22 protein-coding genes are annotated in these 22739 nt (G+C 72.5%); 16 read left to right on the top strand and 6 right to left on the bottom strand.

What is annotated here, in order from left to right:
• Positions 1-10 precede the first annotated feature (10 nt).
• On the bottom strand, positions 11-1219 hold the full coding sequence (locus ACFY4B_RS28495; protein WP_387972639.1) for an MFS transporter: 1209 nt from the start codon (positions 1217-1219) through the stop codon (positions 11-13).
• 486 nt (positions 1220-1705) lie between these two features.
• On the opposite strand from ACFY4B_RS28495, the gene ACFY4B_RS28490 reads away from it, so the two are divergent.
• Positions 1706-3052 carry a dicarboxylate/amino acid:cation symporter gene (locus tag ACFY4B_RS28490; RefSeq protein WP_049655677.1) on the top strand — a complete coding sequence of 449 codons (1347 nt, stop codon included), beginning with the start codon at positions 1706-1708 and terminating at the stop codon, positions 3050-3052.
• Between the two features lie 346 nt (positions 3053-3398).
• Here ACFY4B_RS28490 and ACFY4B_RS28485 read toward each other — a convergent pair whose 3' ends face one another.
• Positions 3399-3602 carry a cold-shock protein gene (locus tag ACFY4B_RS28485; RefSeq protein ID WP_045692393.1) on the bottom strand — a complete coding sequence of 68 codons (204 nt, stop codon included), beginning with the start codon at positions 3600-3602 and terminating at the stop codon, positions 3399-3401.
• Positions 3603-4088: 486 nt separating this feature from the next.
• On the opposite strand from ACFY4B_RS28485, the gene ACFY4B_RS28480 reads away from it, so the two are divergent.
• From ACFY4B_RS28480 to ACFY4B_RS28450, 7 genes are all read left to right on the top strand, one after another.
• Positions 4089-5009 (top strand): menaquinone biosynthetic enzyme MqnA/MqnD family protein, encoded by a 921-nt coding sequence (locus tag ACFY4B_RS28480; protein ID WP_049655679.1) that lies wholly within the window; start codon positions 4089-4091, stop codon positions 5007-5009.
• A 278-nt stretch (positions 5010-5287) separates the two neighbouring features.
• Positions 5288-7030, top strand: a complete 1743-nt coding sequence (locus ACFY4B_RS28475; RefSeq protein WP_387972636.1) for a serine/threonine-protein kinase — start codon at positions 5288-5290, stop codon at positions 7028-7030.
• Positions 7031-7167: 137 nt separating this feature from the next.
• The gene (gene mqnC / locus ACFY4B_RS28470; protein ID WP_049651178.1) at positions 7168-8388 is read left to right on the top strand and encodes a cyclic dehypoxanthinyl futalosine synthase; all 1221 of its coding nucleotides are present in this window, start codon (positions 7168-7170) and stop codon (positions 8386-8388) included.
• A 121-nt stretch (positions 8389-8509) separates the two neighbouring features.
• Positions 8510-9238: a hypothetical protein gene (locus ACFY4B_RS28465; RefSeq protein WP_387972633.1), complete on the top strand. Its 729-nt coding sequence runs from the start codon at positions 8510-8512 to the stop codon at positions 9236-9238.
• 254 nt (positions 9239-9492) lie between these two features.
• Entirely contained in the window at positions 9493-10080 is a 588-nt protein-coding gene (locus tag ACFY4B_RS28460; RefSeq protein WP_074005515.1) for a hypothetical protein, read from the top strand.
• A 157-nt stretch (positions 10081-10237) separates the two neighbouring features.
• Entirely contained in the window at positions 10238-10933 is a 696-nt protein-coding gene (locus tag ACFY4B_RS28455) for a demethylmenaquinone methyltransferase (RefSeq protein WP_049651181.1), read from the top strand.
• A gap of 232 nt (positions 10934-11165) precedes the next feature.
• Positions 11166-12455, top strand: a complete 1290-nt coding sequence (locus tag ACFY4B_RS28450) for a geranylgeranyl reductase family protein (protein ID WP_049651180.1) — start codon at positions 11166-11168, stop codon at positions 12453-12455.
• A gap of 167 nt (positions 12456-12622) precedes the next feature.
• On the opposite strand, the gene ACFY4B_RS28445 is transcribed toward ACFY4B_RS28450, so the two are convergent.
• The 3 genes from ACFY4B_RS28445 to ACFY4B_RS28435 all read right to left on the bottom strand — a co-directional run bounded on the left by ACFY4B_RS28445 (position 12623) and on the right by ACFY4B_RS28435 (position 14527).
• Entirely contained in the window at positions 12623-12979 is a 357-nt protein-coding gene (locus tag ACFY4B_RS28445) for a MazG-like family protein (RefSeq protein ID WP_074005516.1), read from the bottom strand.
• A 108-nt stretch (positions 12980-13087) separates the two neighbouring features.
• A complete protein-coding gene (locus ACFY4B_RS28440; RefSeq protein WP_387972630.1) occupies positions 13088-13792 on the bottom strand; it encodes a peptidylprolyl isomerase in 705 nt (234 codons plus the stop codon).
• A gap of 84 nt (positions 13793-13876) precedes the next feature.
• Positions 13877-14527, bottom strand: a complete 651-nt coding sequence (locus tag ACFY4B_RS28435; protein WP_387972627.1) for a TetR/AcrR family transcriptional regulator — start codon at positions 14525-14527, stop codon at positions 13877-13879.
• A gap of 94 nt (positions 14528-14621) precedes the next feature.
• Here ACFY4B_RS28435 and ACFY4B_RS28430 point away from each other — a divergent pair, with 94 nt between their 5' ends.
• Together ACFY4B_RS28430 and ACFY4B_RS28425 are read left to right on the top strand one after the other, a co-directional pair.
• Complete coding sequence (locus ACFY4B_RS28430) at positions 14622-15287, top strand: CatB-related O-acetyltransferase (RefSeq protein WP_387972625.1); 666 nt, start codon at positions 14622-14624, stop codon at positions 15285-15287.
• Between the two features lie 176 nt (positions 15288-15463).
• A complete protein-coding gene (locus tag ACFY4B_RS28425) occupies positions 15464-16480 on the top strand; it encodes a DMT family transporter (RefSeq protein ID WP_387972623.1) in 1017 nt (338 codons plus the stop codon).
• Between the two features lie 13 nt (positions 16481-16493).
• On the opposite strand, the gene ACFY4B_RS28420 is transcribed toward ACFY4B_RS28425, so the two are convergent.
• Positions 16494-17069: a hypothetical protein gene (locus tag ACFY4B_RS28420; protein WP_387972620.1), complete on the bottom strand. Its 576-nt coding sequence runs from the start codon at positions 17067-17069 to the stop codon at positions 16494-16496.
• Between the two features lie 197 nt (positions 17070-17266).
• On the opposite strand from ACFY4B_RS28420, the gene ACFY4B_RS28415 reads away from it, so the two are divergent.
• The 6 genes from ACFY4B_RS28415 (at position 17267) to ACFY4B_RS28390 (ending at position 22725) form a co-directional block, all read left to right on the top strand.
• Positions 17267-18346 (top strand): sensor histidine kinase, encoded by a 1080-nt coding sequence (locus ACFY4B_RS28415; protein ID WP_387972617.1) that lies wholly within the window; start codon positions 17267-17269, stop codon positions 18344-18346.
• A gap of 41 nt (positions 18347-18387) precedes the next feature.
• On the top strand, positions 18388-19098 hold the full coding sequence (locus tag ACFY4B_RS28410) for a response regulator (RefSeq protein ID WP_387972614.1): 711 nt from the start codon (positions 18388-18390) through the stop codon (positions 19096-19098).
• A 535-nt stretch (positions 19099-19633) separates the two neighbouring features.
• A complete protein-coding gene (locus tag ACFY4B_RS28405; RefSeq protein ID WP_030060100.1) occupies positions 19634-19993 on the top strand; it encodes an NADH-quinone oxidoreductase subunit A in 360 nt (119 codons plus the stop codon).
• A gap of 127 nt (positions 19994-20120) precedes the next feature.
• Entirely contained in the window at positions 20121-20675 is a 555-nt protein-coding gene (locus ACFY4B_RS28400; protein ID WP_074005520.1) for an NADH-quinone oxidoreductase subunit B family protein, read from the top strand.
• Entirely contained in the window at positions 20672-21385 is a 714-nt protein-coding gene (locus tag ACFY4B_RS28395; RefSeq protein WP_074005521.1) for an NADH-quinone oxidoreductase subunit C, read from the top strand. The genes ACFY4B_RS28400 and ACFY4B_RS28395 overlap by 4 nt, the downstream gene beginning before the upstream one ends.
• Positions 21385-22725, top strand: coding sequence for an NADH-quinone oxidoreductase subunit D (locus ACFY4B_RS28390; protein WP_049651167.1), 1341 nt, complete (start codon positions 21385-21387; stop codon positions 22723-22725). The genes ACFY4B_RS28395 and ACFY4B_RS28390 overlap by 1 nt, the downstream gene beginning before the upstream one ends.
• Positions 22726-22739: the final 14 nt, after the last annotated feature.

Below are 22739 nucleotides of genomic sequence, written 5' to 3'. Positions count from 1 at the left end.
TGGGGGCGGGTCAGCCCACCGGGACGGGCTGCTCGGCGGGGGCGGCCGGCGCCGGGTGGAACCAGCGCCGGGCGCCGAACAGCAGCAGCCCGCCGAGCGCGATGCCGCCCACCGCGCACAGCGCCACCGGGCGCAGCGAGTCCTCGGCGAGCTTGCCGGAGACGGCGTAGCCGAGCGAGTTGCCGGTGGCGAACAGCGTCACCAGCCAGGCGAAGGCCTCGGTGACGGTGCCGGTCGGCGCCAGTTCGGCGACCAGTACGAACGCCGCCGCCAGCAGCGGGGCCAGCATGATCCCGGAGAGGAAGGCCAGCGCGGCCATCGGGTACGGCCCGGGCAGGGCGATCAGCGGCAGGTAGGAGGCGGCCATCGCGAGGGCCATCATCCAGGTGCGGGTGGCCGTGGTCTGCCGCCAGCTGACGGCGCCGTAGGCGAGTGCGCCGAGCAGGCCGCCGAGCGCCGCCAGGGCGAGCAGGGTGCCTCCGCCGCCGGGCAGCGCGCCGACGTTCCGTTCGGCGTAGGCGATGAACAGCACGTTCTGCGCGCCGACGGCCCAGCCGGCCCCGGCCAGTCCGACCAGCAGCAGCACCAGCCCGGGGGAGCGCAGCGGTCCGAGCAGTCCGGCGGACTGTTCCCGGGCCGGGGCGCGCCAGGACCGGGCGGGTCCGGTGGTGGCCACGATCAGCGCGCCGGCCAGTCCGAGTCCGGCGGCCACCCAGAGCGCGGCGACCGGGCTGAACAGTCCGGAGATGGCGGCGACGGCCAGCGGGCCGGCCACGTAGAGGATCTGCTGGGAGGCGGAGTCGAAGGCGTACGCGGTGTCGAGCTGCTTCTCCTCGACCACGTCCGGCCAGAGCGAGCGCAGGCAGGGTTCCAGCGGGGGCATGGCGAGGCCGGCGATCGCGGCCCCGACCGGCGCGCCGACCGCGGAGCCGGGGGCGAGGGCGAGCAGCGCGTACCCGCCGCCGGCCACCACGGCGGAGGCGAGCAGGACGCGCGGCTGTCCGGTGCGGTCGATGATCCGGCCGAGCACCGGCCCGCCGACGGCGGCGGCGATCGCGTAGCAGGAGGTGGCCAGTCCGACCCGGCCGTACGCCACTCCGGCGTCGCGCAGCGCGAGGGCGATGACGAGGGCGGTCATGCCGGCGGGCAGGCGGCCGAGCAGGGTGCCGAACAGCAGGCGGGTGACGTGCGGGGCACGGAGCAGGGCGAGGTAGCCCATCGGCGTCCTCTCCGGGTGGGCAGGCAGGGGCGGGGACGCCGCCAAAGTTATACGTATAACCGCTCAGCGGTCAATCGGACCACCGAGTCGATCTGATGGGGCGTCAGCTTCGTTCGTGTCCGGAGCGCGGGTTCGCGGCGGGGTTCGGGTGGGCAGGAACTCTCCGTGACCTCAAACAAGTACTTTGAACATCTCAAACCTTTGCTGCTAACGTATCGGCCATGACAGCCTCAGACGCACTGCGGATGCACGGCCCGGGCCCGCTGCCCGGCGCCGCCCGCCCGTGTGCTCTGACCGGTGCTGTGGACAGTCCGCGCCGTTGTCGCGCCATGGGCCGTTGCCGCGCCATGCGCTGTACCGCCCCGAGCTGTACCGCGGCGGCACGCCCCTGACCGGGGGCCGACCCCTTCGTCCGGCCCCGCGCCGTGCCGCCTGCTCCGCCCCCACCTCACCGTCAGCAACGCCCTCCCCCGGAGACGCTCCCCCATGTCCACAGCGCCCGAGGCGACCTCGTCGCCGTCCGTGCTCGCCCGCATCCGCAAGACGCCCTTCTGGGTGCAGATCGTCGCCGGCCTCGTGCTCGGCGTCGGCCTCGGCTACCTGGCCCGCGCCGCCGACATCTCCTGGCTGGCCACCACCCTGGAGACGATCGGCAAGATCTTCGTCCAGCTGCTCAAGGTCGCCGTCCCGCCGCTGGTGTTCACCGCGATCGTGGTGAGCGTCGCCAACCTGCGCAACGTCACCAACGCGGCCCGCCTGGCCACCCGCACGCTGCTCTGGTTCATGATCACCTCGCTGATCTCGGTCGGCATCGGCATCGGCCTGGGCCTGCTGACCAACCCGGGCGAGGGCACCAACCTGAAGACCGAGGGCCTCAAGGCGCTCGACTCCAAGGGCACCTGGATCGACTTCCTGACCGGGATCTTCCCGACCAACATCGTCGACTCGTTCGCCAAGGTGAACGTGCTCCAGATCGTCTTCCTGGCGGTCGTGGTCGGCGCGGCGATCATCAAGCTCGGCGCCAAGGCCGAGCCGGTCCTCAAGCTCAGCGAGTCCGTGCTGGAGCTGACCCAGACCGCCCTGTGGTGGGTCATCCGGCTCTCCCCGCTCGGCACCCTCGGCCTGATCGGCAAGTCCGTCGCCAAGTACGGCTGGGACCTGCTCAAGCCCTTCGCCACGCTGACCCTGGACATCTACCTCGGCTGCGCGCTGGTGCTGTTCGTCGTCTACTCGCTGGTGCTGCGCTTCGCCGCCGGGCTCAACCCGCTGCACTTCTTCAAGGGCGCCTGGCCCGCCATCCAGCTGGCCTTCGTCTCCCGCTCCTCGGTCGGCACCCTGCCGGTCACCCGCCGCGTCACCGAGCGCCTCGGCGTCCCGAGCGAGTACGCGTCCTTCTCCGTGCCGTTCGGCGCCACCACCAAGATGGACGGCTGCGCCTCGATCTACCCGGCCGTCGCCGCGATCTTCGTCGCCCAGGTCTTCAACATCGAGCTGGGCATCAAGGACTACATCCTGATCGCCTTCGTCTCGGTGGTCGGCTCGGCCGCCACCGCGGGCCTCACCGGCGCGATCATCATGCTGACGCTGACCCTGTCCACCCTGGGCCTGCCGCTGGAGGGCGTCGGCCTGCTGCTCGCCATCGACCCGATCCTGGACATGATGCGCACCGCGACCAACGTCGCCGGCCAGGTCGTCGTGCCGATCGTGGTCGCCGCCCGGGAGAAGATCCTGGACGTCGCCGCGTACAACAACCCGTCCGGGGACCTGTACGAGGAGGACGCCAAGCCGGCCGTCGTCGCCGCCCAGGGCGGAGCGGCCACGGCCGCGGCCTGAGGCTCGTTCGGCCTCCGGTCCGGCCGCTCAGCCGGAGGCCGAATGCCCGATCGGACGCCAGAGGGGACGTCCGATCGACCGGACGGAAAGGGCCCTCTCCCGGTGACGGGGGAGGGCCCTTTCCGCATTCCTTTTCTCCGCACCCGAACTTCCCGGCCCGAACCACCCGTTCGATGTTCGAGTGACGTTCGAGTGGAGTTCGGCCGGAAGGCGTTCGAAAAAAGGCAGGGGGCCCGCCGGACGGGCGGGCCCCCTTGGGTACTGCTCTTGTGCTCATGGTGGCGGCTGTCGGGAGCCGCCGGCGGACCCGTCGGGGTCCACGAGCGATCAGATCATCAGAGGATGGTCAGACAGCGGTGACGTTCTCCGCCTGCGGGCCCTTCGGGCCCTGGGTGACGTCGAAGGTGACCGCCTGGTTCTCCTCCAGCGAACGGAAGCCGTTCGCGTTGATGGCGGAGTAGTGGACGAAGACGTCCGGGCCGCCGCCCTCCTGGGCGATGAAGCCGAAGCCCTTCTCAGCGTTGAACCACTTGACGGTTCCCGTGGCCATGCCGTTCTCCTTGCGAGGCGTGTCGGGGGCCACACCGTGTGGCACCCGGTCCGCTGCGCTGATCGCCCTGCCTCCGGACGTGTCCGAAATTTTTCGATATTGCTGAAAAACTACAAAAAGCCTGCGGTTACATGCTCCGCAGGCTTCAAGTACTGCAAGGGGAATCAAACTGCAACTGAGGGCAACGCTAGCATGCGGCCGCTGTGACGACCAGAGGTCACTTACGGCGTGGAAGGCGCGTGTCGTAGGGCGGTCCTGAGGCGCTCACAGGGGCCGGGCGCAAGGCTGTTGCGGGTGTTCGCCGGGTCGGTTGCCGGGTGGCCGTCGGCCGGTCGGGAGGGTGTGCGTCAGGCCGTTCGTCAGGGTGGGGGCGGGCGCGGAAAGGCCCGCCGGCGGTGCGTGAAGGCGTGTCGGGTGGCCGGTGCGAGCCACCGCCGACAGCAGGCATACGCTGCGGGGAGGCACGAACAGCAAGGGAGCGGCGCAGTGGCAGCACCGGAAGCACGAACACCGGACGCGCGGACGCGGGAGCCCCGGCAGGACACCCCGGTCAGGCCGCGGGTCGGCCACATCCAGTTCCTGAACTGCGTCCCCCTCTACTGGGGGCTCGCCAGGACCGGCAACCTGCTCGATCTGGATCTCACCAAGGACACCCCGGAGAAGCTGAGCGACCAGCTCGTCGACGGCGCCCTGGACATCGGCCCCATCACCTGCGTGGAGTACCTGCGCAACGCGGAGGACCTGCTCGTCCTGCCGGACATCGCGGTCGGCAGCGACGGCCCGGTGATGTCCTGCCTGATCGTGAGCAAGGTGCCGCTCGCCGACCTCGACGGCCGCCGGGTCGCCCTCGGCTCCACCAGCCGCACCTCCGTACGGCTCGCCCGGCTGCTCCTGGAGGAGCGCGAGGGCGTGCGCCCGGACTACTTCAGCTGCCCGCCGGACCTCGGCTCCATGCTCGCCGAGGCCGACGCCGCCGTCCTGATCGGCGACCCGGCCCTGCGCGCCTACCTCGGGCAGGCCGCCGACCTCGGGCTGACCGTCCACGACCTCGGCGAGATGTGGAAGGAGTGGACCGGACTGCCCTTCGTCTTCGCGGTCTGGGCGGTGCGGCGCGAGTTCGCCGAGCGCGCCCCGGAGATGACCGCCGCGGTGCACCGGGCCTTCCTGGAGTCCCGCGACCTGTCGTTGGTGGAGGCCACCAAGGTCGCCGAGCAGGCCGCCCGCTGGGAGACCATCGGGGCGGACGTGCTGGAGCGGTACTTCAGCGAGGCGCTCGACTTCTCGCTCGGCGAGCGGCAGCTGGCCGGGGTCACGGAGTTCGCCCGGCGGGTCGCGCACGACAGCGGGTTCGCCCCGGACGTCGCGGTGCGGCTGCTGGAGCCGGCGGCGCTGCCGCTGGGGTCGTAGGGCCCGTCCTCGCCCCCGCCCGCGGGGCGACAGGAGTGTGACGACGGCCCCCCCCCGGGGGCGCGCGGTCCGGCTCCTGGCCCCGTTCCGGTCCGCGGGCCGGGCGGGGCCTGCCCGGGCCCGGTACGGTCTGCACCCGAGGCGCGTCCGGCTGACGGTCGGTCGGCTGGCCGACCGGACGGCCGACCCGGGTGGTCGGCCGTCCGGGTGGCCGCTCGGCCCCCGGCGGTCGGCGGTCGGCGGCGCGCGTGGCCGAGCGGGCGAGGGAGCGTACGGGGATGCGGGCACTGGGGTCGGACGATCCGCGCCAGGTGGGCGGCTACCGGCTGCTGCGGCGGCTCGGCGCGGGCGGGATGGGCCGGGTCTACCTCGGCCGGACGGCCGGCGGGCGCACCGTCGCCGTCAAGGTGGTGCGGTCGGAACTCGCGGACGACGCCGAGTTCCGCGCCCGGTTCCGGCAGGAGGTGGCCGCCGCCCGGCGGGTCGGCGGCGCGTGGACCGCGCCGGTCCTGGACGCCGACACCGAGGGCGGGCAGCCCTGGGTCGCCACCGGCTACGTGGCGGGCCCCGCGCTCGGCGAGGCCGTCCGGACGTACGGGCCGCTGCCCGAGCCGGCCGTGCGCTCGCTCGGCGTCGGACTCACCGGGGCGCTGGCCCACGTCCACGGGCTCGGCCTGGTGCACCGGGACGTCAAACCCTCCAACGTGCTGCTCACCCTGGACGGGCCCCGGCTGATCGACTTCGGGATCGCCCGGGCACTGGACGCCGCCGGCGGCCTCACCCGTTCCGGTTATGTGGTCGGTTCGCCCGGCTTCATGTCACCCGAGCAGGCGAACGGGCAGGCGGTCGGGCCGGCCGGGGACGTCTTCTCGCTCGGCGCCGTCCTCGCCTTCGCCGGGTCCGGCGTGCACCCCTTCGGAGAGGGGGTCAGCGCGGCCGTGCTGCTCTACCGGGTGCTGCACGAGGAACCGGACGTGGCCGGACTGCCCGAGCCGCTGCGGGGGACCGTCCTCGCCTGCCTGGCCAAGGACCCGGCCGCTCGCCCCACCCCGCGGCAGCTCCACGACCGGCTGGACCCGGACGGCACGGCCGCCACCCGGCTGTCGCACGGCGGCTGGCTGCCGGCGGAGCTGGCGGCGGGGGTGGGGCGCAGTGCGGTGGGGCTGCTGGACCTGGACCTGGACCTGGACTTCGACTTGGACCCGGACTCGGACCCGGAGGGGATTCCGGGGGCTTCGGGGGAGCCGGCTCCGGAGGCGGGTGCTCTCGGGGTGGTGCGGACTCCGACCGTCGCATCCGGGGGTGGGTCGGAGGGCGAGGGGGATCGGCAGCCGCTGTGCTCGGGTGTCTGGGACGAGCCGGCGGGGGCGCGGCCGCGGCGGGTCCGGACCGGGGTGGCGGTCGCGGCGGCCGTGGCGGCGCTCGCGGTGCTCGGGGGCGGCGGGTACGGGCTGTACGAGTGGCTGCACCGGGCCGAACCGGCGGCCTCGGGGCCGTCGCCGACGGTGGGGCCGCTGCCGGAGGTGTCGGTCGATCCGAGCCAGGCCGTCCTGCCGAGCGGGGCCTTCGGCTCCGGGGTGGCGTCGGCCTCCGGTGCTCCGGGGAGCGCGACGCCGTCCGCCCCGGGCGCGGTGCCGCCGGGGACGGGCGGGCCGAGCGTGGTGCCCGCCGCCTTCCTGGGCACCTGGAGCGGGGACATGGTCACCGACAAGGGGCTGCCCGCCGGGACCACCACGCTCACCGTCCGTCCGGCGGCGATCGGTCAGGAGAGCACCACCAGCCGCAACGCGGCCTCCGGGCTGATCTCGATCAGCTGCGAGGGCGCCTGGACGCTCAGGTCGGCCTCCGCCACCGCGCTGGTGTTCCAGTCCCGGCTGGTCCGCTCCTCGATCCCCGGCGCCTGCACCGGCGGCTCCAACGCGGAGACGCTCACCCTCCAGTCCGACGGGACGGTCCGGTTCACCTCCGCCGACCCGCCGGCCGGGAACCCGGCGGGCACGATGCGCAGGGCGAACGGCTGAGACGTGGTCCGAGCTGCTCGGGTGTGGTCCGGGGTGCTCCACGCGCTGTTCAGCGGGCTGACGCGGGCGGCGGAATGTGCTGGCGTAGGCTGGTTCGGCCGTACCCGAGTAGCACTTGAGAGAGAGAAGGCCGCCAGGTGACCGAGCTCGCAGCGACCACCCTCGATGCGTCCAGCACCGACCTGAAGGCCGTGCTCGACCGGGCCGCCGCCGGCGGCCGGATCACCCCGGAGGAGGCGCTGGAGCTCTACCGCTCCGCGCCGCTGCACGCGCTCGGCTCCGCCGCCGACGCGGTGCGCCGCCGCCGCTACGCGGGTACCGAGCACATCGCGACGTACATCATCGAGCGCAACATCAACTACACCAACGTCTGCGTGACGGCGTGCAAGTTCTGCGCCTTCTACGTGCCGCCGAAGAGCGACAAGGGCTGGTCCCGCGAGCTCGACGAGATCCTGCGCCGCTGCGCCGAGACGGTCGAGCTGGGCGGCACCCAGATCATGTTCCAGGGCGGCCACCACCCGGACTACGGCGTGGAGTACTACGAGCGCGCGTTCTCGGCGATCAAGGCCGACTTCCCGCAGCTGGTGATCCACTCGCTGGGCGCCTCCGAGGTCGAGCACATGGCGCGGATCTCGGGCGTCTCCGTCGAGGAGGCCATCACCCGGATCCACAAGGCGGGCCTGGACTCCTTCGCCGGCGCCGGCGCCGAGCTGCTGCCGGAGCGGCCGCGCAAGGCGATCGCCCCGCTGAAGGAGTCCGGCGAGCGCTGGCTGGAGATCATGGAGATCGCCCACGGCCTCGGCGTGGAGTCCACCTCCACCATGCTGATGGGCACCGGCGAGACCAACGCCGAGCGGATCGAGCACCTGCGGATGATCCGCGACGTGCAGGACCGCACCGGCGGCTTCCGGGCCTTCATCCCGTACACCTACCAGCCGCAGAACAACCACCTGAAGGGCTCGACCCAGGCCACCGTCTTCGAGTACCTGCGGATGATCGCGATCGCCCGCCTGTTCCTCGACAACGTCGCCCACATCCAGGGCTCCTGGCTCACCACCGGCAAGGAGGCCGGCCAGCTGTCGCTGCACTACGGTGCGGACGACCTCGGGTCCGTGATGCTGGAGGAGAACGTCGTCTCGGCGGCGGGCGCCAAGCACCGCTCCAACCTCACCGAGCTGATCCACCTCATCCGGGCCGCCGACCGCGTCCCGGCGCAGCGCTCGACCACGTACGAGCACCTGCGGGTGCTGGACGACCCGGCCAACGACCCGGTCGACCCGCGGGTCGCCTCGCACATCGCCTCCACGGCGATCGAGGGCGGCACCGCGCACCCCGAGCTGAAGATCCTGGACAACTGAGTCCTCGTTCCTCCTCCTTTCTTGTCGTGCCGGTGCCGGTGCCGCTGATGGCGGTGCCGGCGTCGGCGCTGTTGCCGTTGCGGTTGCACTTGCCGTTGTTGTCGAAGTCGAAGGCGCTGTTGTGCTGACTCTGCACCGGGCGGCGTTCGTGCTGCCCGACCCGGCCGATCCCACCGCCCCGTCCATCGCCGACGGGGCGGTGGTGGTGCGTGGCGAGCTGGTCGAGGCGGTCGGGCCGTACGGGGAGCTGGCGACCGGGTACCCGGGCGCGCGGGTGCGGGACTGGGGGGCGGCCGTGCTCGCCCCCGGGCTGCGCAATCCGTACGGGCACTGGCTGTTGGAACGCGCGTACCACCCGGATCCGCGGGAGGAGGTCGGCGTCGAACCGGTGGCGGACGGGCTGGCCGGGTCCACCGACGAGGCGCGGTGCGGGGCCAGTGCCCGGCGGGGGCTGCAGCGGATGCTCGGGTACGGGGTGACGGCGGTGGCCGGGCCCTTCGAGCGGGCCTCGGTGCGGACGGCGGTGGCGCGGTCGGGGGTCGTGGGGCTGCCCGGTTCCGCCGTGTCGTCCGCTGTGGCGTCCGCTGTGTCGTCCGGCGGGGTGGACGGCGGGCCGCAGGACGGCGGGCCGGAGGGCAGCGGGCCGCAGGACGGTGGCGCGCGGCCGTTGGACCCGCTGGCCGTCCTGCCGTTCGCCGAGGCCGTGTACGGGCGGGTGGCGGTCGGGGGCCGGGCGGACTTCGCGGTGTTCGCGACGGCCGGGGTCGCGGGGGACGGGAGCGCGCAACCGGTGGCCGGCGGGTGCCTGGCCACGGTGCTGGGCGGGCGGTTGGTGTACCGCCGACGCTGAGACGGGCGTCACGGCGAGTGTGACGTACTCGTCAGTAGCCGGATTTCCTTGTGGCGCACGGGACTTCCTTCGTGTGCACCCGAACTCCGGGGCCGGTACCGGAGAGTGATTGTCCCTTCATCGTGACCTGAGGGCCCGCCAGCGGATACGATCCCGGACAGCTCACCCACTCCGTACCCTCACCACACCACCGCCCGCGCCCGCGGGTGGCGGGGCCGTGTCCCCGGCCCCGAAGGCAAGCCAGGACAGGAACCATGCGAACCGCGACCGTTCCCCCGCCGCGCACCCCGCGGATGGGCCGTGGTTGGTACCTCGCCGCCGTGCTCAGCGCAGTGCTGGCCGTCGGCATGTGCCTGCTGGGTTGGCGCCAGGCCGACCAGGCCGACCGGATCGAGGCGCACCCGGTGAGAGTCGAAGGGGTCGTCACCCAGCTCCCGACCGGTGGCGGCACCTACAGCGCCGTCAGCTACCGGGCCGACGGGGAGCCGCACACCGCGGCCGCGCTGCCGCTCTCGGACAGCGCCAAGGTCGGCGACGCGGTCTGCCTGGAGCACGCCGCCGACGACCCGGGCGCGGTACGGATCTGCGGCGACACCTACCCGCAGCCGGTCGGCGTGGGCCTGGCCCGGTTCAGCGTGCCGGTGGCCCTCGTGTTCTTCGTGATCTGCGTGCTGCGCATCCGTCGGCACCACAAGGCCCTCGCGGTCCGCAGCGGGCAGGGGGCGCTGGCCGCCAACCTCGCGCTGGCGGCGGGGGCGCTCGCGGACGGGATGCCCGCGATAACCCACGGCAAGCGGTCCCGGCGGCGGCGCCGCGCGGGCGGGCGGCGCGCCCAGCACTGACGGGGGCGTGCGGGTACGGCCCGGCCGGTGAGGACCGTGGGGGGCGGCCGGTGAGGTCCGTGGGTGAGGCCGGTGAGGTCCGTGGGCGCGGCCGGTGAGGTCCGTGGGCGCGGCCCCGTTGGTCGGGGTGTCCGTGCGAGGGTGAACAATGGGGGGCGTGACCCGAGCCTCTCTGGACAAGCAGCCGCACGAAGTCGCCGCCATGTTCGACGACGTCGCGGCCAAGTACGACCGCACCAACGACGTGCTCTCCCTCGGCCAGGCCCGCGCCTGGCGCCGGGCGGTGGCCGAGGCGGTGGCCGCCGGGCCGGGGGACCTCGTGCTCGACCTCGGGGCCGGCACCGGCACCTCCTCGCTGCCCTTCGCCGAGGCCGGGGCGAAGGTCGTCCCGTGCGACTTCTCGGTCGGCATGCTCACCGAGGGCAAGGGCCGCCACCCCGAGCTGGCGCTCACCGCCGGCGACGCCACCCGGCTGCCGTTCGCGGACGACACCTTCGACTCGGTGACGATCTCCTTCGCGCTGCGCAACGTCCAGGACACCGACGAGGCGCTGCGCGAGATGCAGCGGGTCACCAAGCCCGGCGGCAAGCTGGTGATCTGCGAGTTCTCCACCCCGACCTGGACGCCGTTCCGGACGGTCTACACCGAGTACCTGATGCGCGCGCTGCCGCCGGTGGCGACCGCCGTCAGCAGCAACCCGGAGGCGTACGTCTACCTCGCCGAGTCCATCCGGGCCTGGCCGGACCAGCCGGGGCTGGCCGCCAAGCTCCAGGACAACGGCTGGTCGAAGGTCGCCTGGCGGAACCTGACCGGCGGGATCGTCGCGCTGCACCGGGCGTACAAGATCGCGTAGGCGGGCTCGGGGCTCGGCGGGCCCGCGGCCCGGTCGCTCGGCTGCCCGGCTGCTCGGCTCGGGTTGGTGGTTGGGGCGGTCGGGGCTGGCGGTCGGGGCTGACGGGCGGAGCCGGAGGTCGGGGGCGGGGGCGCATCCGGTGGCGTGAGCGGAACTAGACTGCCGGAGACAAAGCCGCCGTCCCCCGCCGCAGTTCCAGGAGTGTGTCCACGTGTCCGAGACCGCAGCCGATCTGACGAAGCCGGACAGCCCCGTCGAGAGCACGGCCGACGTCATCGTGGTCGGCGCGGGCCCGGCCGGCGCCACCACCGCGTACTACCTGGCCCAGGCCGGGCTGGACGTGCTGCTGCTGGAGAAGACCGCCTTCCCGCGCGAGAAGGTGTGCGGCGACGGCCTGACCCCGCGCGCCACCAAGCAGCTGGTGGACATGGGCATCGACGTCTCCACCGAGAACGGTTGGCTGCACAACAGGGGCCTGCGCATCATCGGCGGCGGCGTCCGCCTGGAGCTGGACTGGCCTGAGCTGTCCTCCTTCCCCGACTACGGCCTGGTGCGCAAGCGCGCCGACTTCGACGAGCTGCTCGCCCGTCAGGCCGAGAAGGCCGGCGCGCGGCTCTACGAGCGCTGCAACGTCAGCGGGCCGGTCCTGGACGAGCGCACCGGCCGGATCGTCGGCGTCACCGCCAAGCTCGGCGACGAGAAGCGGCCGGTCACCTTCCGGGCCCCGCTGGTGGTCGCCGCCGACGGCAACTCCACCCGGCTCTCGCTCGCCATGGGCCTGCACCGGCGCGAGGACCGCCCGATGGGCGTCGCCTACCGCACCTACTTCACCTCGCCGCGCCACGACGACGACTACCTGGAGTCCTGGCTGGAGCTGTGGGACACCCGCGACGGCGACCGCAAGCTGCTGCCCGGGTACGGCTGGGTCTTCGGCATGGGCGACGGCACCTCCAACGTGGGCCTCGGCATCCTCAACTCCTCGCCGGCGTTCGGCGAGCTGGACTGGCGCGAGGTGCTCAAGGCCTGGTGCGCCAACATGCCGGAGGAGTGGGGCTACACCCCCGAGAACATGACCGAGCCGATCCGCGGCGCCGCGCTGCCGATGGCCTTCAACCGGCAGCCGCACTACACCCGCGGCCTGCTGCTGGTCGGCGACGCGGGCGGCATGGTCAACCCGTTCAACGGCGAGGGCATCGCCTACGCGATGGAATCCGGGCAGATCGCCGCCGGGGTCATCGTGCAGGCCCTCGCCCGGGTCACCGACGGCGGCCGCGAGCGCGCCCTCCAGGCCTACCCGCGCATCCTCAAGGACGTGTACGGCGGCTACTACACGCTGGGCCGCGCCTTCGTGAAGCTCATCGGCAACCCCAAGGTGATGCAGATCGCCACCCAGCGCGGCCTCACCCACCCGATGCTGATGCGCTTCACCCTCAAGCTGCTCGCCAACCTCACCGACCCGCAGGGCGGCGACGCGATGGACCGCGTGATCAACGGTCTCGCCAGGGTCGCGCCGAACGCCTGACGGCTGGTGCCTGGCGCCTGGTGCCTGACAGCTGGTGCCTGACGGCTGGTCTCTGGCGCCTGATGCTTGGCGCCTGATGCCTGGCGGCTGACGCCGAAGGGCCGGACGCCGAACGCCTGGCGCGGACCGGGTGTTGGGGCCGGTGGGGATGTCCGTCCCCGCCGGCCCTACGGCTGTTCGGCCGCCCGGGGTGCCTCCGGCGCCCGGCGGGAGGCGGCGGAGCGCTGCTCGACGTAGGCGAGACGCTCGTCGAAGATCCGGGCCGCGTCGGGGGTGAGGGTCCTCAGGGCGACGAGGGCGGTGAAGACGACGTCGCAGAGCTCGTGCTGGACGTCCTCCCAGGTGTGGGTGACCCCCTTGCGCGGGTTCTGGCCGGTGGCGCCGATCACCGCGGCACCGACCTCGCCGACCTCCTCGGAGAGCTTGAGGATCCGCAGCAGTCGCTCCTCCTGGGGCGACTGCGTGCTCTGCTCGTCCAGCCGTGCGACCAGGTCGTCGACGCTCTCCCAGATCCGGCTGTCCATGCGGCGTTGCTCCTGCTCCCACGCGGTGTCGTTGGTGCTGCCACCGTACGGGAGCGGGGGCGGGCGGGAGCGGGCCGGGGCTGTCCGGCCCGCCGGGGACGAGCAGCCTCAGCGGGCGCTGATCTTCACGTTGCGGATGTTCACCGGGAGGTTGGGGAAGCCGTCGCCCGGGTTGTTCTGGTCGTCCTCGCCGCCGGCGGCGATCTTCTGGAGCACGTCCAGACCGCCGGTGATCCGGCCGAAGGGGGTGTAGGCGGGGGAGAGCTTGGTGTCCTTCCAGACGAAGAAGAACTGGCTGCCGTTGGTGTTCGGGCCGGCGTTGGCCATGGCCACGGTGCCGGCCGGGTAGGTGGCGCCGGTCAGGTTCTCGTCCGGGAACGAGTAGCCGGGACCGCCGCTGCCCGTGCCGGTCGGGTCGCCGCACTGGAGGACGTAGATCCGCTGGGTGGTGAGGCGGTGGCAGTGACTGCGGTCGAAGTAGTCGTGCTCGGCGAGGAACCGGAACGAGAAGGTGGTGCAGGGCGCCTTGTCGGTCAGGGCCTCGAAGCTGATCTGGCCCTGGCTGGTCCGCAGTGTCGCGCGGTAGGGCTTCGCCGCCTTCTTGGCGTCGAACACCGGGATGCCCTTGAAGTTGTCGGCCGGGACGGCCGGTGTGTAGGCGCAGCCGGTAGCGGGGGTCGCGGCCGCGGGGGTGTCCGCGATGGCGGTGCCGGTGCTCGCCACGAGCGGGAGGACGGTGGCGGCGACCAGCGCCCAGTGCTTGCGCTTCACGTGACGGGCCTTCCGGGGGGTGGTGGACGGCGGTGTTGTCATGGGTGCATCATCCACGGCCGGATGGGGATGCGGTAGGGGTTGGGGCGGCCGTGGCTCCCCGGGCGGCGACAGTGTGATGGTTTGTCAGTTCTGCTCCGGGGTGGTCGTGGTGGGTGTGAAGAGTCCCGCGCGGGCGGCCATGGCCGCGGCGTCGGCGGCCCGCTCGGCGGTGCGGGCGTCCAGTGGCTCGCCGGAGACGAAGAGGCGGTAGTAGAGCGGCGCGGTGGCGGCCCGGACCACCTCGGCGCCGTCCGTCCCGGCGGGCAGCTCGCCCCGGGCGACGGCCCTTTCGGCCACCTCGGCGGCCTGGCGGTGGCGCGCCGCGAAGAAGGCGCGCAGGGCGGCCGCGCCGGTGTCCGAGCGCTGGGCCGCGGAGATCAGCGCGGTGGGCGTGGGGCCGAGCTCCGGATCGGTGAAGACGCTGAACACCTCCTGGGTGATCCGGCGGAGGTCCTGCCGGAGGTCGCCGGTGTCGGGCAGGGGCCAGGGCTGGTCGGCGGAGGCGGTCAGGGCGTCGGCGACGAGGCCGTCCACTCCGCCCCAGCGCCGGTAGAGGGTCGCCTTGTGGACGCCGGAGCGGGCGGCGACCGCCTCGACGGTGAGCCCGTCGTACCCCTTTTCGGCGACCTCGGCGAGCGTGGCGGCGACCACCTCGGCCCGGACCCGGGTGCTGCGGCCGCCCGGGCGCGGGGTGGGGGTGCGGGGCTCCGGTGCGGGGTGGGTTGCTCCAGTCAAAGTCGACTCCAGTCGCATTAAGGCTTGCTGTGGGGTGGCGGCCGTGCCATGCTCATTGTAATGCGACTCACGTCGCATTACGAGAGGAGCCCGCGTGCCTGCCACTGCCGTTCCCGACCCCACCGCCCTCCACCCGCTCGCCGGCCACGACCGGGTCGTCCTGCTGCGCCCGCTCGTCACCGACCCGCGAATCGAGGTCGGCGAGTACACCTACTTCGACGACCCCGACGGTGCCACCCGCTTCGAGGAGCGCAACGTCCTCTACGCGTACGGCCCCGAGCGGCTGGTGATCGGCAGGTACTGCGCGATCGCCACCGGCACCCGCTTCCTGATGGCCGGCGCCGCCCACCCGACCGTCGGCGTCTCCACCTTCCCCTTCACGATGTTCGGCGGCAGCTGGACCGAGCGGACCCTCGACATCGTCACGGGCCTGCCCAGCCGGGGTGACACCGTGGTCGGCAACGACGTCTGGTTCGGCCACGGGGCCACCGTCCTGCCCGGCGTCCGGATCGGCGACGGTGCGATCATCGCGGCCGGGGCGATGGTCACCGCCGACGTCGAGCCCTATACCGTCGTCGGCGGCAATCCGGCCCGCCCGATCCGCCGCCGCTTCGACGACGCCGACATCGAGCGTCTGCTCCGTGCGGCCTGGTGGGACTGGCCGGTGGAGCTGGTCACCGAGCACGTCCGCGCCATCATGTCCGGCACCCCGGCCGACATCGAGGCGATCGCCGCGGCGAACGGTCTGTTCTCCGCCTGACCCAACCGTGCCCGTGGAGGGCATTGATCATCGGGGGCCCGGTGCGCGAAGATGGCGCCCCCTTGCTCCGCGCACCGCCCCGTCCACTGCCGGGCCTTCCGCCCGGCTCCTGGGTCCGTCCGACGCCGTACGGTACTCGCGCCCGCCGGTTCCGTTCGTTCGGAGGGATCTTTCGCATGCCAGCCTCCTTGTCCGACCCGTCCGAGGGTTCGTCCTCGTCGGTCCTTCGCGATCTTCCGGTCCTGCTCGTGGCCGTGGTGTGGGGATCGAGCTTCCTCGCCGTCCAGCGGGTGGCCGAGCCCGGGACGGTCGTGGCGATGCTGGTGCTGCGGTTCGGCCTGGTGCTGCCGCTGCTCGGGCTGGTCGCCTGGCGTGCCCTGCGGAGGCTGAGCCGCGCCGAGTGGCTCGGCGGCGCCGCACTGGGGCTGGTGCTCAGCGGGATCTTCCTGCTGGAGACCTACGGAGCCGTGCACACCTCCGCGACCAATGCCGGGCTGATCATCAGCCTCGCGATGGTGCTCACGCCGCTCGGCGAGAGCGCCCTCGCCCGGACCGCGCCGCCGAAGGCCTTCCTCGCCGCCGCCGGGCTGGCCGTCCTCGGCGTCGCCCTGCTCACCGGGGACGGCGGGCTGCGCCCTCCGGCACTCGGTGACCTGCTGGTGCTGGGCGCCGCCCTCGTCCGCTCGGCGTACGTCCTCGCGATGGCTCGCACCCGGGCCGTCCGCGACATCGACGTGCTCGCCGTCACCTGGGTCCAACTCGCGGTGGCCACCGGCGTGTTCGCCGCCGTCGCGTTCCTGGTCGGACCCGCGCCGTGGACGGTCGCGCGTTCGTACGGGGCCGGCCAGTGGGGCTGGCTGCTGCACCTGTCCTTGTTCTGCACCCTGTTCGCCTTCTTCGTCCAGATGTGGGCCGTGCGGGCCACGTCGCCCTCGCGGGTGAGCCTGCTGCTCGGGACCGAGCCGCTCTGGGCCGCCGTCTTCGGCATCACCGTGGCCGGGAACTGCATGGGACCGCTCGCCCTGCTCGGCGGAGCCCTGGTGCTGGTCGCGACCGAGTGGGGCCGGCGCACCGCCCCCGTACCCGCCCCCGCCCCGGCTGTCGCCCCCGCCCCGGCGCCGCGCCCGGCCGGGGGCGAGGACGAGAGCGGGGCCGACGCGGTGGGGCCGGGCGCGGAGCCGGCCGCGGTGTGACCCGTCGTCCTCGTCACCGGCGCGGCCGCAGCGTCCGGCGGGCGTAGTCGAGGGCGACCGCGCCGAGCAGCGGGCCCCAGGCGACCAGGGGCAGGTAGGCGAGCGTCATCACCACGGCGGCGAAGCCGTGCGGGGAATCCGGCTCGGCCAGGTTGTGCGCCCAGCCGCCGAGCAGTGCGGCCGTGCCGACGTAGGTGAGGACCGCCGAGCCCAGCAGCGCCGGGACGATCGCGGCGAGCGGCCGGACCCGACGGCCGCCTATCAGGGGGATCCACCGGGGCGCCACCAGCCCCCAGGGCCGGACCAGGCCCAGGGTCAGGAAGGCCAGCGCCTCCGCCAGGGCGCTCAGCGCCACGCAGTAGACCGTGCCCCAGCCCGGCTGGTGCGCGCCGTACGCCGCGGCCGTCGCGCCGGAGAAGCCGACCGGGACGCCGAAGCCGAAGGCGATCCGCCACAGCCCCGAGGGGATGGTGCTGAGGACTGCGGCCCCGGCGGCGAGCCGGGCCCAGCGCGGGGCGGGCGGGACGTTCGGGGCCGCCGCCGCGGCCCGGTGGGCGGTGCCGCGGGCGGTGATCACGAGCTTCGACATGGTGGTGGACTCCCTTCGGCTCCGGCCTCCGTGGCCGGTGCGATGACTCAAGACTGGAGGCCCGCCAGGGGTTCGCGGCAGATGCCGATCGGGCTGTTCCTCCTGCTCAACCGGCCTTTGAAATATGCCGATCGGCACAGGCGCGCCGCCCGGGCGGCGTCGTAGTGTGACGGCAGTCGAAGGGTCGAGAAGGGGTGATGACGATGACTCAGATCCTGTCCGGGATCGTCCTGGTCCTGGTGCCGCCGGCCTGGGTGGCGCGGGGGCGGTACGGGGCGGCGGCCGTCACCATGGCGCTCGGGGCGGCGTCGGTCGTGGTCACGGTCGCCGTCTGGCTCCTCGGCCGCTGGACGGAGGGGCAGCGGTGGGCCGGGCTGGCGGGCCTGGTCGAGCTGGCCGTCCTGCTGCTGTCGGTGGTCGTCAGCCTGCGCGCCGAGGACGGCCCGCGGTGCGCGGCGGCGGCCTGGACGGCCTGCGGAGCGGTCGCCCTCTGGCCGTCCCGGTTCGCGTTCGTCGAGGGGCCCGCGGACACGCTCACGCTCTTCGGGTTCGGATCGATGCTCTCCCTGCCGGCCGTCCTGGTCGGGCTCTACCTGCGGGGCCTGGACGAGGGGCGCCGCGAGGCGGTGGCCGAGGCCAGGCGGGCGCAGCGGCTCGAACTGGCCCACGACCTTCACGACTTCGTGGCGCACGATGTCAGCGGCATGGTCGCCCAGGCCCAGGCGGGGGCCTATCTGGCGGGGATCGATCCGGCCGGCGCGGCCGAGATGTTCCAGCGAATAGAGCAGGCCGGGCAGCGGGCGCTGGCCTCGCTGGACCGGACGGTACAGCTGCTGCGCAGCGAGGAGCAGGGCGGCCGCGGTCCGCAGCCCGGACTCGCCGAACTCGCCGAGGTGGCCGAGCGGTTCACCGCGACGGGCGGCGTGAACGTCCGCCTGGAGCTGCCGGAGGAGCCGGTGCCGCGCGAGGTGGAGGGCACCGTCCACCGGATCGTGGTCGAGTCCCTGACCAATGTCCGGCGGCACGCTCCGGCCGCGCGGGCGGTCGAGATCCGGGCCCGCCGCAGCGGTGGACGGCTGGAGCTGACCGTGACCAACGACGGTCGGGCACCGGGCCCGGCGGGGCGGCCGCGCCGGGGCGGCGGCAGCGGACTGCCGGGGTTGGCGGCCCGGGTGGAGGCCCTCGGCGGTTCGCTGGAAGCCGGTCCGTACGAGCGGGAGGCCTGGCGGGTGACGGCGGTGCTGCCGCTGGAGGAGGCCGGCACGGGGCCGGCGTGATAGGAGCCGACGAAGGTCGGCAACGGGGAGAGGTGCGGGACATGGGCAGTGGCACAGGGCCGGTTCGGATCCTGATCGCGGACGACCAGGCGGATGTCCGCAGCGCGTTCCGGATGATCCTGGACGTCCAGCCGGACATGGTGGTGGTTGCGGAGGCGGCGGACGGCGCCGCGGCGGTGGCGGAGGCACGGAGGCTGCGGCCGGACGTGGTGCTCGCGGACATCCGGATGCCGAAGCTCGACGGCCTGGAGGTCACACGCCAGTTGACCGACCAGTGCAAGGTGATCGTGGTGACCACCTTCGACCTGGACGAGTACGTGCACACGGCGCTGCGGCACGGAGCGGCCGGGTTCCTGCTGAAGCGCTCGGGGCCGGTGCTGCTGATCGAGGCGGTCCGGGCGGCGATGGCCGGGGACGCGTTGATCAGCCCGCAGGTCACCGTCCGGCTGCTGCGGCACATGGCACTCCCGGGCGCGGAGTCGAAGCCGGCGCTGAGGTCGGGGCCGGGCACGAAGGCGGCCACGGCGGCTTCGCAGCCGACAGCCGGGCCGACGGAGGAACTGACCACGAGAGAAAGGGAGATCGCCGAGCTGGTGGCAGACGGTGCGACCAACGCCGAGATCGGCGCAGGGCTGTTCATCTCACCGGGGACGGTGAAGAACCACCTCGCCAACGTCCAGCGCAAGATCGGCGCCCGCAACCGGGTGGGCATCGCGGCCTGGGTCTGGGAGCAGACGGCCGGCCGCCAGTAGCGGGCCCCGCCCCGGAGCACGAGGGCCCGCGGCCCCGGCGGGCACCGTCGGAGCGGGACGGCGGGCGCGCGGGAGAGGGGGAAGGGAACCCCGCCCGACGGCAGGCTCGCGCGCTTGTGAACGAAGGGTCAAGCGAGCGTTCGGGCCCCGCCACCCCTGCGAGTGAGCCGCTATAACACGTCAACATGACGTCTGAAAATTTGCTCCCTACGACGCATAGTTGATATAGGAACACGCCCCTGACCTGCCACTTCACAAGTAAATGCGACCGCTTGTGATCGTTTGACTGCTTTGCGTCGACAAATCTGGGCATGCTCACATTCGACCCCATTTACAGGGTGTCGTAGATCACAAAGATGGCGTTGAACTGCGTGTCGCAGATCACAAGCCGACGGGCATAAGATGCGCTCGTTCCAGGCTTTGTGAACTGCCTCACATGAGGTGGATCTCGGGAACCGGAACGCGGGTTCACCTCAGTGTGACCTGCCGGTTCCGATCTGCAGTCAAGGACGACTGGACGGAGGGAGCGGGGGCTATGAATGCCTACGCGCCGATCCTCGTACTCGGTGCCATCGCGGCGGCGTTCGCGGTCGGCTCCGTCGTGATGGCCTCACTCACCGGCCCCAAGCGCTACAACCGGGCCAAGTTGGAGGCGTACGAGTGCGGCATCGAGCCGACCCCGCAGCCCGTGGGCGGCGGTCGGTTCCCGATCAAGTACTACCTGACGGCGATGCTCTTCATCGTCTTCGACATCGAGATCGTCTTCCTCTACCCCTGGGCGGTGACCTTCGACGCCCTGGGGATCTTCGGGCTGGTCGAGATGCTCCTGTTCATCGCCACCGTCTTCGTCGCGTACGCCTACGTGTGGCGGCGCGGCGGTCTGGAGTGGGACTGAGCGCGGGGTGGTCAGAGCGCGGGGTGGTGGCCCACCCGTCCGCCGGCTGAGCACCCGCTTGTGAACGAGCGGACAAGCCAGAACCGGCCCACGTATCAGAGGACTTGAGGGCATTGAGAGGGATCTGATGGGAATCGAGGAGAAGCTGCCGAGCGGCTTTCTGCTCACGACCGTGGAGACGGCCGCCGGCTGGGTGCGCAAGGCGTCACTCTTCCCGGCCACCTTCGGTCTGGCCTGCTGCGCGATCGAGATGATGACCACCGGGGCGGGCCGCTACGACCTGGCCCGGTTCGGCATGGAGGTCTTCCGGGGCTCCCCCCGGCAGGCCGATCTGATGATCGTGGCGGGCCGGGTGAGTCAGAAGATGGCCCCGGTGCTGCGCCAGGTGTACGACCAGATGCCCAACCCCAAGTGGGTCATCTCGATGGGTGTCTGCGCTTCGTCCGGCGGGATGTTCAACAACTACGCGATCGTCCAGGGCGTCGACCACATCGTCCCGGTGGACATCTACCTGCCCGGTTGTCCGCCCCGTCCGGAGATGCTGATGGACGCCATCCTGAAGCTGCACGACAAGATCCAGCACGAGCCGCTGGGCGTGAACAGGCGCCGGGCCGAGGAGCTCGGCGAGGCGCTCGCCCTCAAGGCCACCCCGATCAGCGAGATGCGGGGGCAGCTGCGATGAACGAGCAGGTACCCGAGACCCGCCGCGAGCAGCCGGTCCGCGAGATCCCGGTCGAGGTGGTCGGCCGCCGCCAGGGCATGTTCGGTGCCGAGGGCAGTGGCGACACCTCCGGCTTCGGCGGTCTGGCCGCCCCGATCGTGCTGCCCGGTCCGAGTGAACGCCCGTACGGCGGCTGGTTCGACGAGGTCGCCGACGAGCTGGAGGGCGCCCTGGAGGAGCAGGGCCTGGACCCGGTCGAGGTGATCGAGAGGACGGTGGTCGACCGCGGCGAGATCACCTTCCACATCGAGCGCGACCACCTGCTGAGGACCGCCCGGATCCTGCGCGACGACCCGGCGCTGCGCTTCGAGCTCTGCCTGGGGGTGAGCGGCGTGCACTACCCCGGCGACAAGGGCCGCGAGCTGCACGCGGTCTACCACCTGCGCTCGATCACCCACGGCAGGCTGATCCGGCTGGAGGTCACCGCGCCCGACGCCGATCCGCGCGTCCCCTCCGTGGTGAGCGTCTACCCGACCAACGACTGGCACGAGCGCGAGGCCTACGACTTCTTCGGCCTGGTCTTCGAGGGCCACCCGGCGCTCACCCGGATCATGATGCCGGACGACTGGCTGGGCCACCCGCAGCGCAAGGACTACCCGCTCGGCGGCATCCCCGTCGAGTACAAGGGCGCCCAGATCCCGGCTCCCGACCAGCGGAGGTCGTACAGCTGATGAACACCCAGCACTATGGAGAGACCGAGGAAGCCGACGCCCGCGAGACCACCGAGGGCCGGGTCTTCACCGTCACCGGCGGCGACTGGGGCGAGGTGGTCGAGGCGGTCGGCCGGGCCGACGACGAGCGCATCATCGTCAACATGGGCCCCCAGCACCCGTCCACCCACGGCGTGCTGCGGCTGATCCTGGAGATCGACGGCGAGACGGTGAAGGAGGCCCGCTGCGGCATCGGCTACCTCCACACCGGCATCGAGAAGAACATGGAGTTCCGCAGCTGGGTCCAGGGCACCACCTTCGTGACCCGCATGGACTACCTGACCCCGCTGTTCAACGAGACGGCCTACTGCCTGGCGGTCGAGAAGCTGCTCGGCATCACCGGCGACGTCCCGGACCGCGCCAACGTCATCCGGGTGATGATGATGGAGCTCAACCGGATCGCCTCGCACCTGGTCTGCCTGGCCACCGGCGGCATGGAGATCGGTTCCACCACCCTGATGATCTACGGCTTCCGGGACCGCGAACTGATCCTGGACGTCTTCGAGCTGGTCACCGGCCTGCGCATGAACCACGCGTACGTGCGCCCCGGCGGCCTCGCCCAGGACCTGCCGCCCGGCGCGGTCGACCAGATCCGCGAGGCGGTCAAGGTCTTCCGCTCCCGGATGCACGAGTACGACAAACTCGCCACCGGCAACCCGGTGTTCAAGGCCCGCCTGGTCGACGTCGGCTTCCTGGACCTGCCCGGCTGCCTGGCCCTCGGCGCCACCGGTCCGATCCTGCGCGCCACCGGCCTGCCGCACGACCTGCGCAAGACCGACCCGTACTGCGGTTACCAGGACTACGACTTCGAGGTCGCGATCGCGGAGAGCGCCGACTCCTACGGCCGCTTCCTGATCCGCCTGGAGGAGATGAAGCAGTCGCTGCGGATCGTCGAGCAGTGCCTGGACCGGCTGCGGCCCGGCCCGGTCATGGTGGCCGACAAGAAGATCGCCTGGCCGGCCCAACTGGCCGTCGGCCCGGACGGGATGGGCAACTCCCTCGACCACATCCGCAAGATCATGGGCACCTCGATGGAGGCCCTGATCCACCACTTCAAGCTGGTCACCGAGGGCTTCCGGGTCCCGGTCGGCCAGGCGTACGCGGCGGTCGAGTCGCCCAAGGGCGAGCTGGGCGTGCACGTGGTCAGCGACGGCGGGACGCGTCCGTACCGGGTCCACTTCCGGGACCCGTCGTTCACCAATCTGCAGACGATGGCGGCGATGTGCGAGGGCGGCCAGGTGGCCGACGTGATCGTCGCGGTGGCCGGGATCGACCCGGTGATGGGAGGCGTGGACCGGTGACCAACGTCGAACTC

The sequence above is a fragment of the Kitasatospora sp. NPDC001261 genome, from assembly GCF_042896795.1.
GTDB lineage: Bacteria > Actinomycetota > Actinomycetes > Streptomycetales > Streptomycetaceae > Kitasatospora.
Note: the sequence above shows the minus strand (reverse complement) of the source record. Positions and strands in the feature narration are given on the sequence as shown.

Coding starts and splice junctions, on each gene's coding strand:
- ACFY4B_RS28390 (WP_049651167.1), top strand. CDS start 21,385: ATGAACACCCAGCACTATGGAGAGACCGAGGAAGCCGACGCCCGCGAG.
- ACFY4B_RS28495 (WP_387972639.1), bottom strand. CDS start 1,219: ATGGGCTACCTCGCCCTGCTCCGTGCCCCGCACGTCACCCGCCTGCTG.
- ACFY4B_RS28485 (WP_045692393.1), bottom strand. CDS start 3,602: ATGGCCACGGGAACCGTCAAGTGGTTCAACGCTGAGAAGGGCTTCGGC.
- ACFY4B_RS28405 (WP_030060100.1), top strand. CDS start 19,634: ATGAATGCCTACGCGCCGATCCTCGTACTCGGTGCCATCGCGGCGGCG.
- ACFY4B_RS28410 (WP_387972614.1), top strand. CDS start 18,388: ATGGGCAGTGGCACAGGGCCGGTTCGGATCCTGATCGCGGACGACCAG.
- ACFY4B_RS28400 (WP_074005520.1), top strand. CDS start 20,121: ATGGGAATCGAGGAGAAGCTGCCGAGCGGCTTTCTGCTCACGACCGTG.
- ACFY4B_RS28490 (WP_049655677.1), top strand. CDS start 1,706: ATGTCCACAGCGCCCGAGGCGACCTCGTCGCCGTCCGTGCTCGCCCGC.
- ACFY4B_RS28445 (WP_074005516.1), bottom strand. CDS start 12,979: ATGGACAGCCGGATCTGGGAGAGCGTCGACGACCTGGTCGCACGGCTG.
- ACFY4B_RS28420 (WP_387972620.1), bottom strand. CDS start 17,069: ATGTCGAAGCTCGTGATCACCGCCCGCGGCACCGCCCACCGGGCCGCG.
- ACFY4B_RS28395 (WP_074005521.1), top strand. CDS start 20,672: ATGAACGAGCAGGTACCCGAGACCCGCCGCGAGCAGCCGGTCCGCGAG.
- ACFY4B_RS28415 (WP_387972617.1), top strand. CDS start 17,267: ATGACGATGACTCAGATCCTGTCCGGGATCGTCCTGGTCCTGGTGCCG.
- ACFY4B_RS28425 (WP_387972623.1), top strand. CDS start 15,464: ATGCCAGCCTCCTTGTCCGACCCGTCCGAGGGTTCGTCCTCGTCGGTC.
- ACFY4B_RS28440 (WP_387972630.1), bottom strand. CDS start 13,792: ATGACAACACCGCCGTCCACCACCCCCCGGAAGGCCCGTCACGTGAAG.
- ACFY4B_RS28460 (WP_074005515.1), top strand. CDS start 9,493: ATGCGAACCGCGACCGTTCCCCCGCCGCGCACCCCGCGGATGGGCCGT.
- ACFY4B_RS28475 (WP_387972636.1), top strand. CDS start 5,288: ATGCGGGCACTGGGGTCGGACGATCCGCGCCAGGTGGGCGGCTACCGG.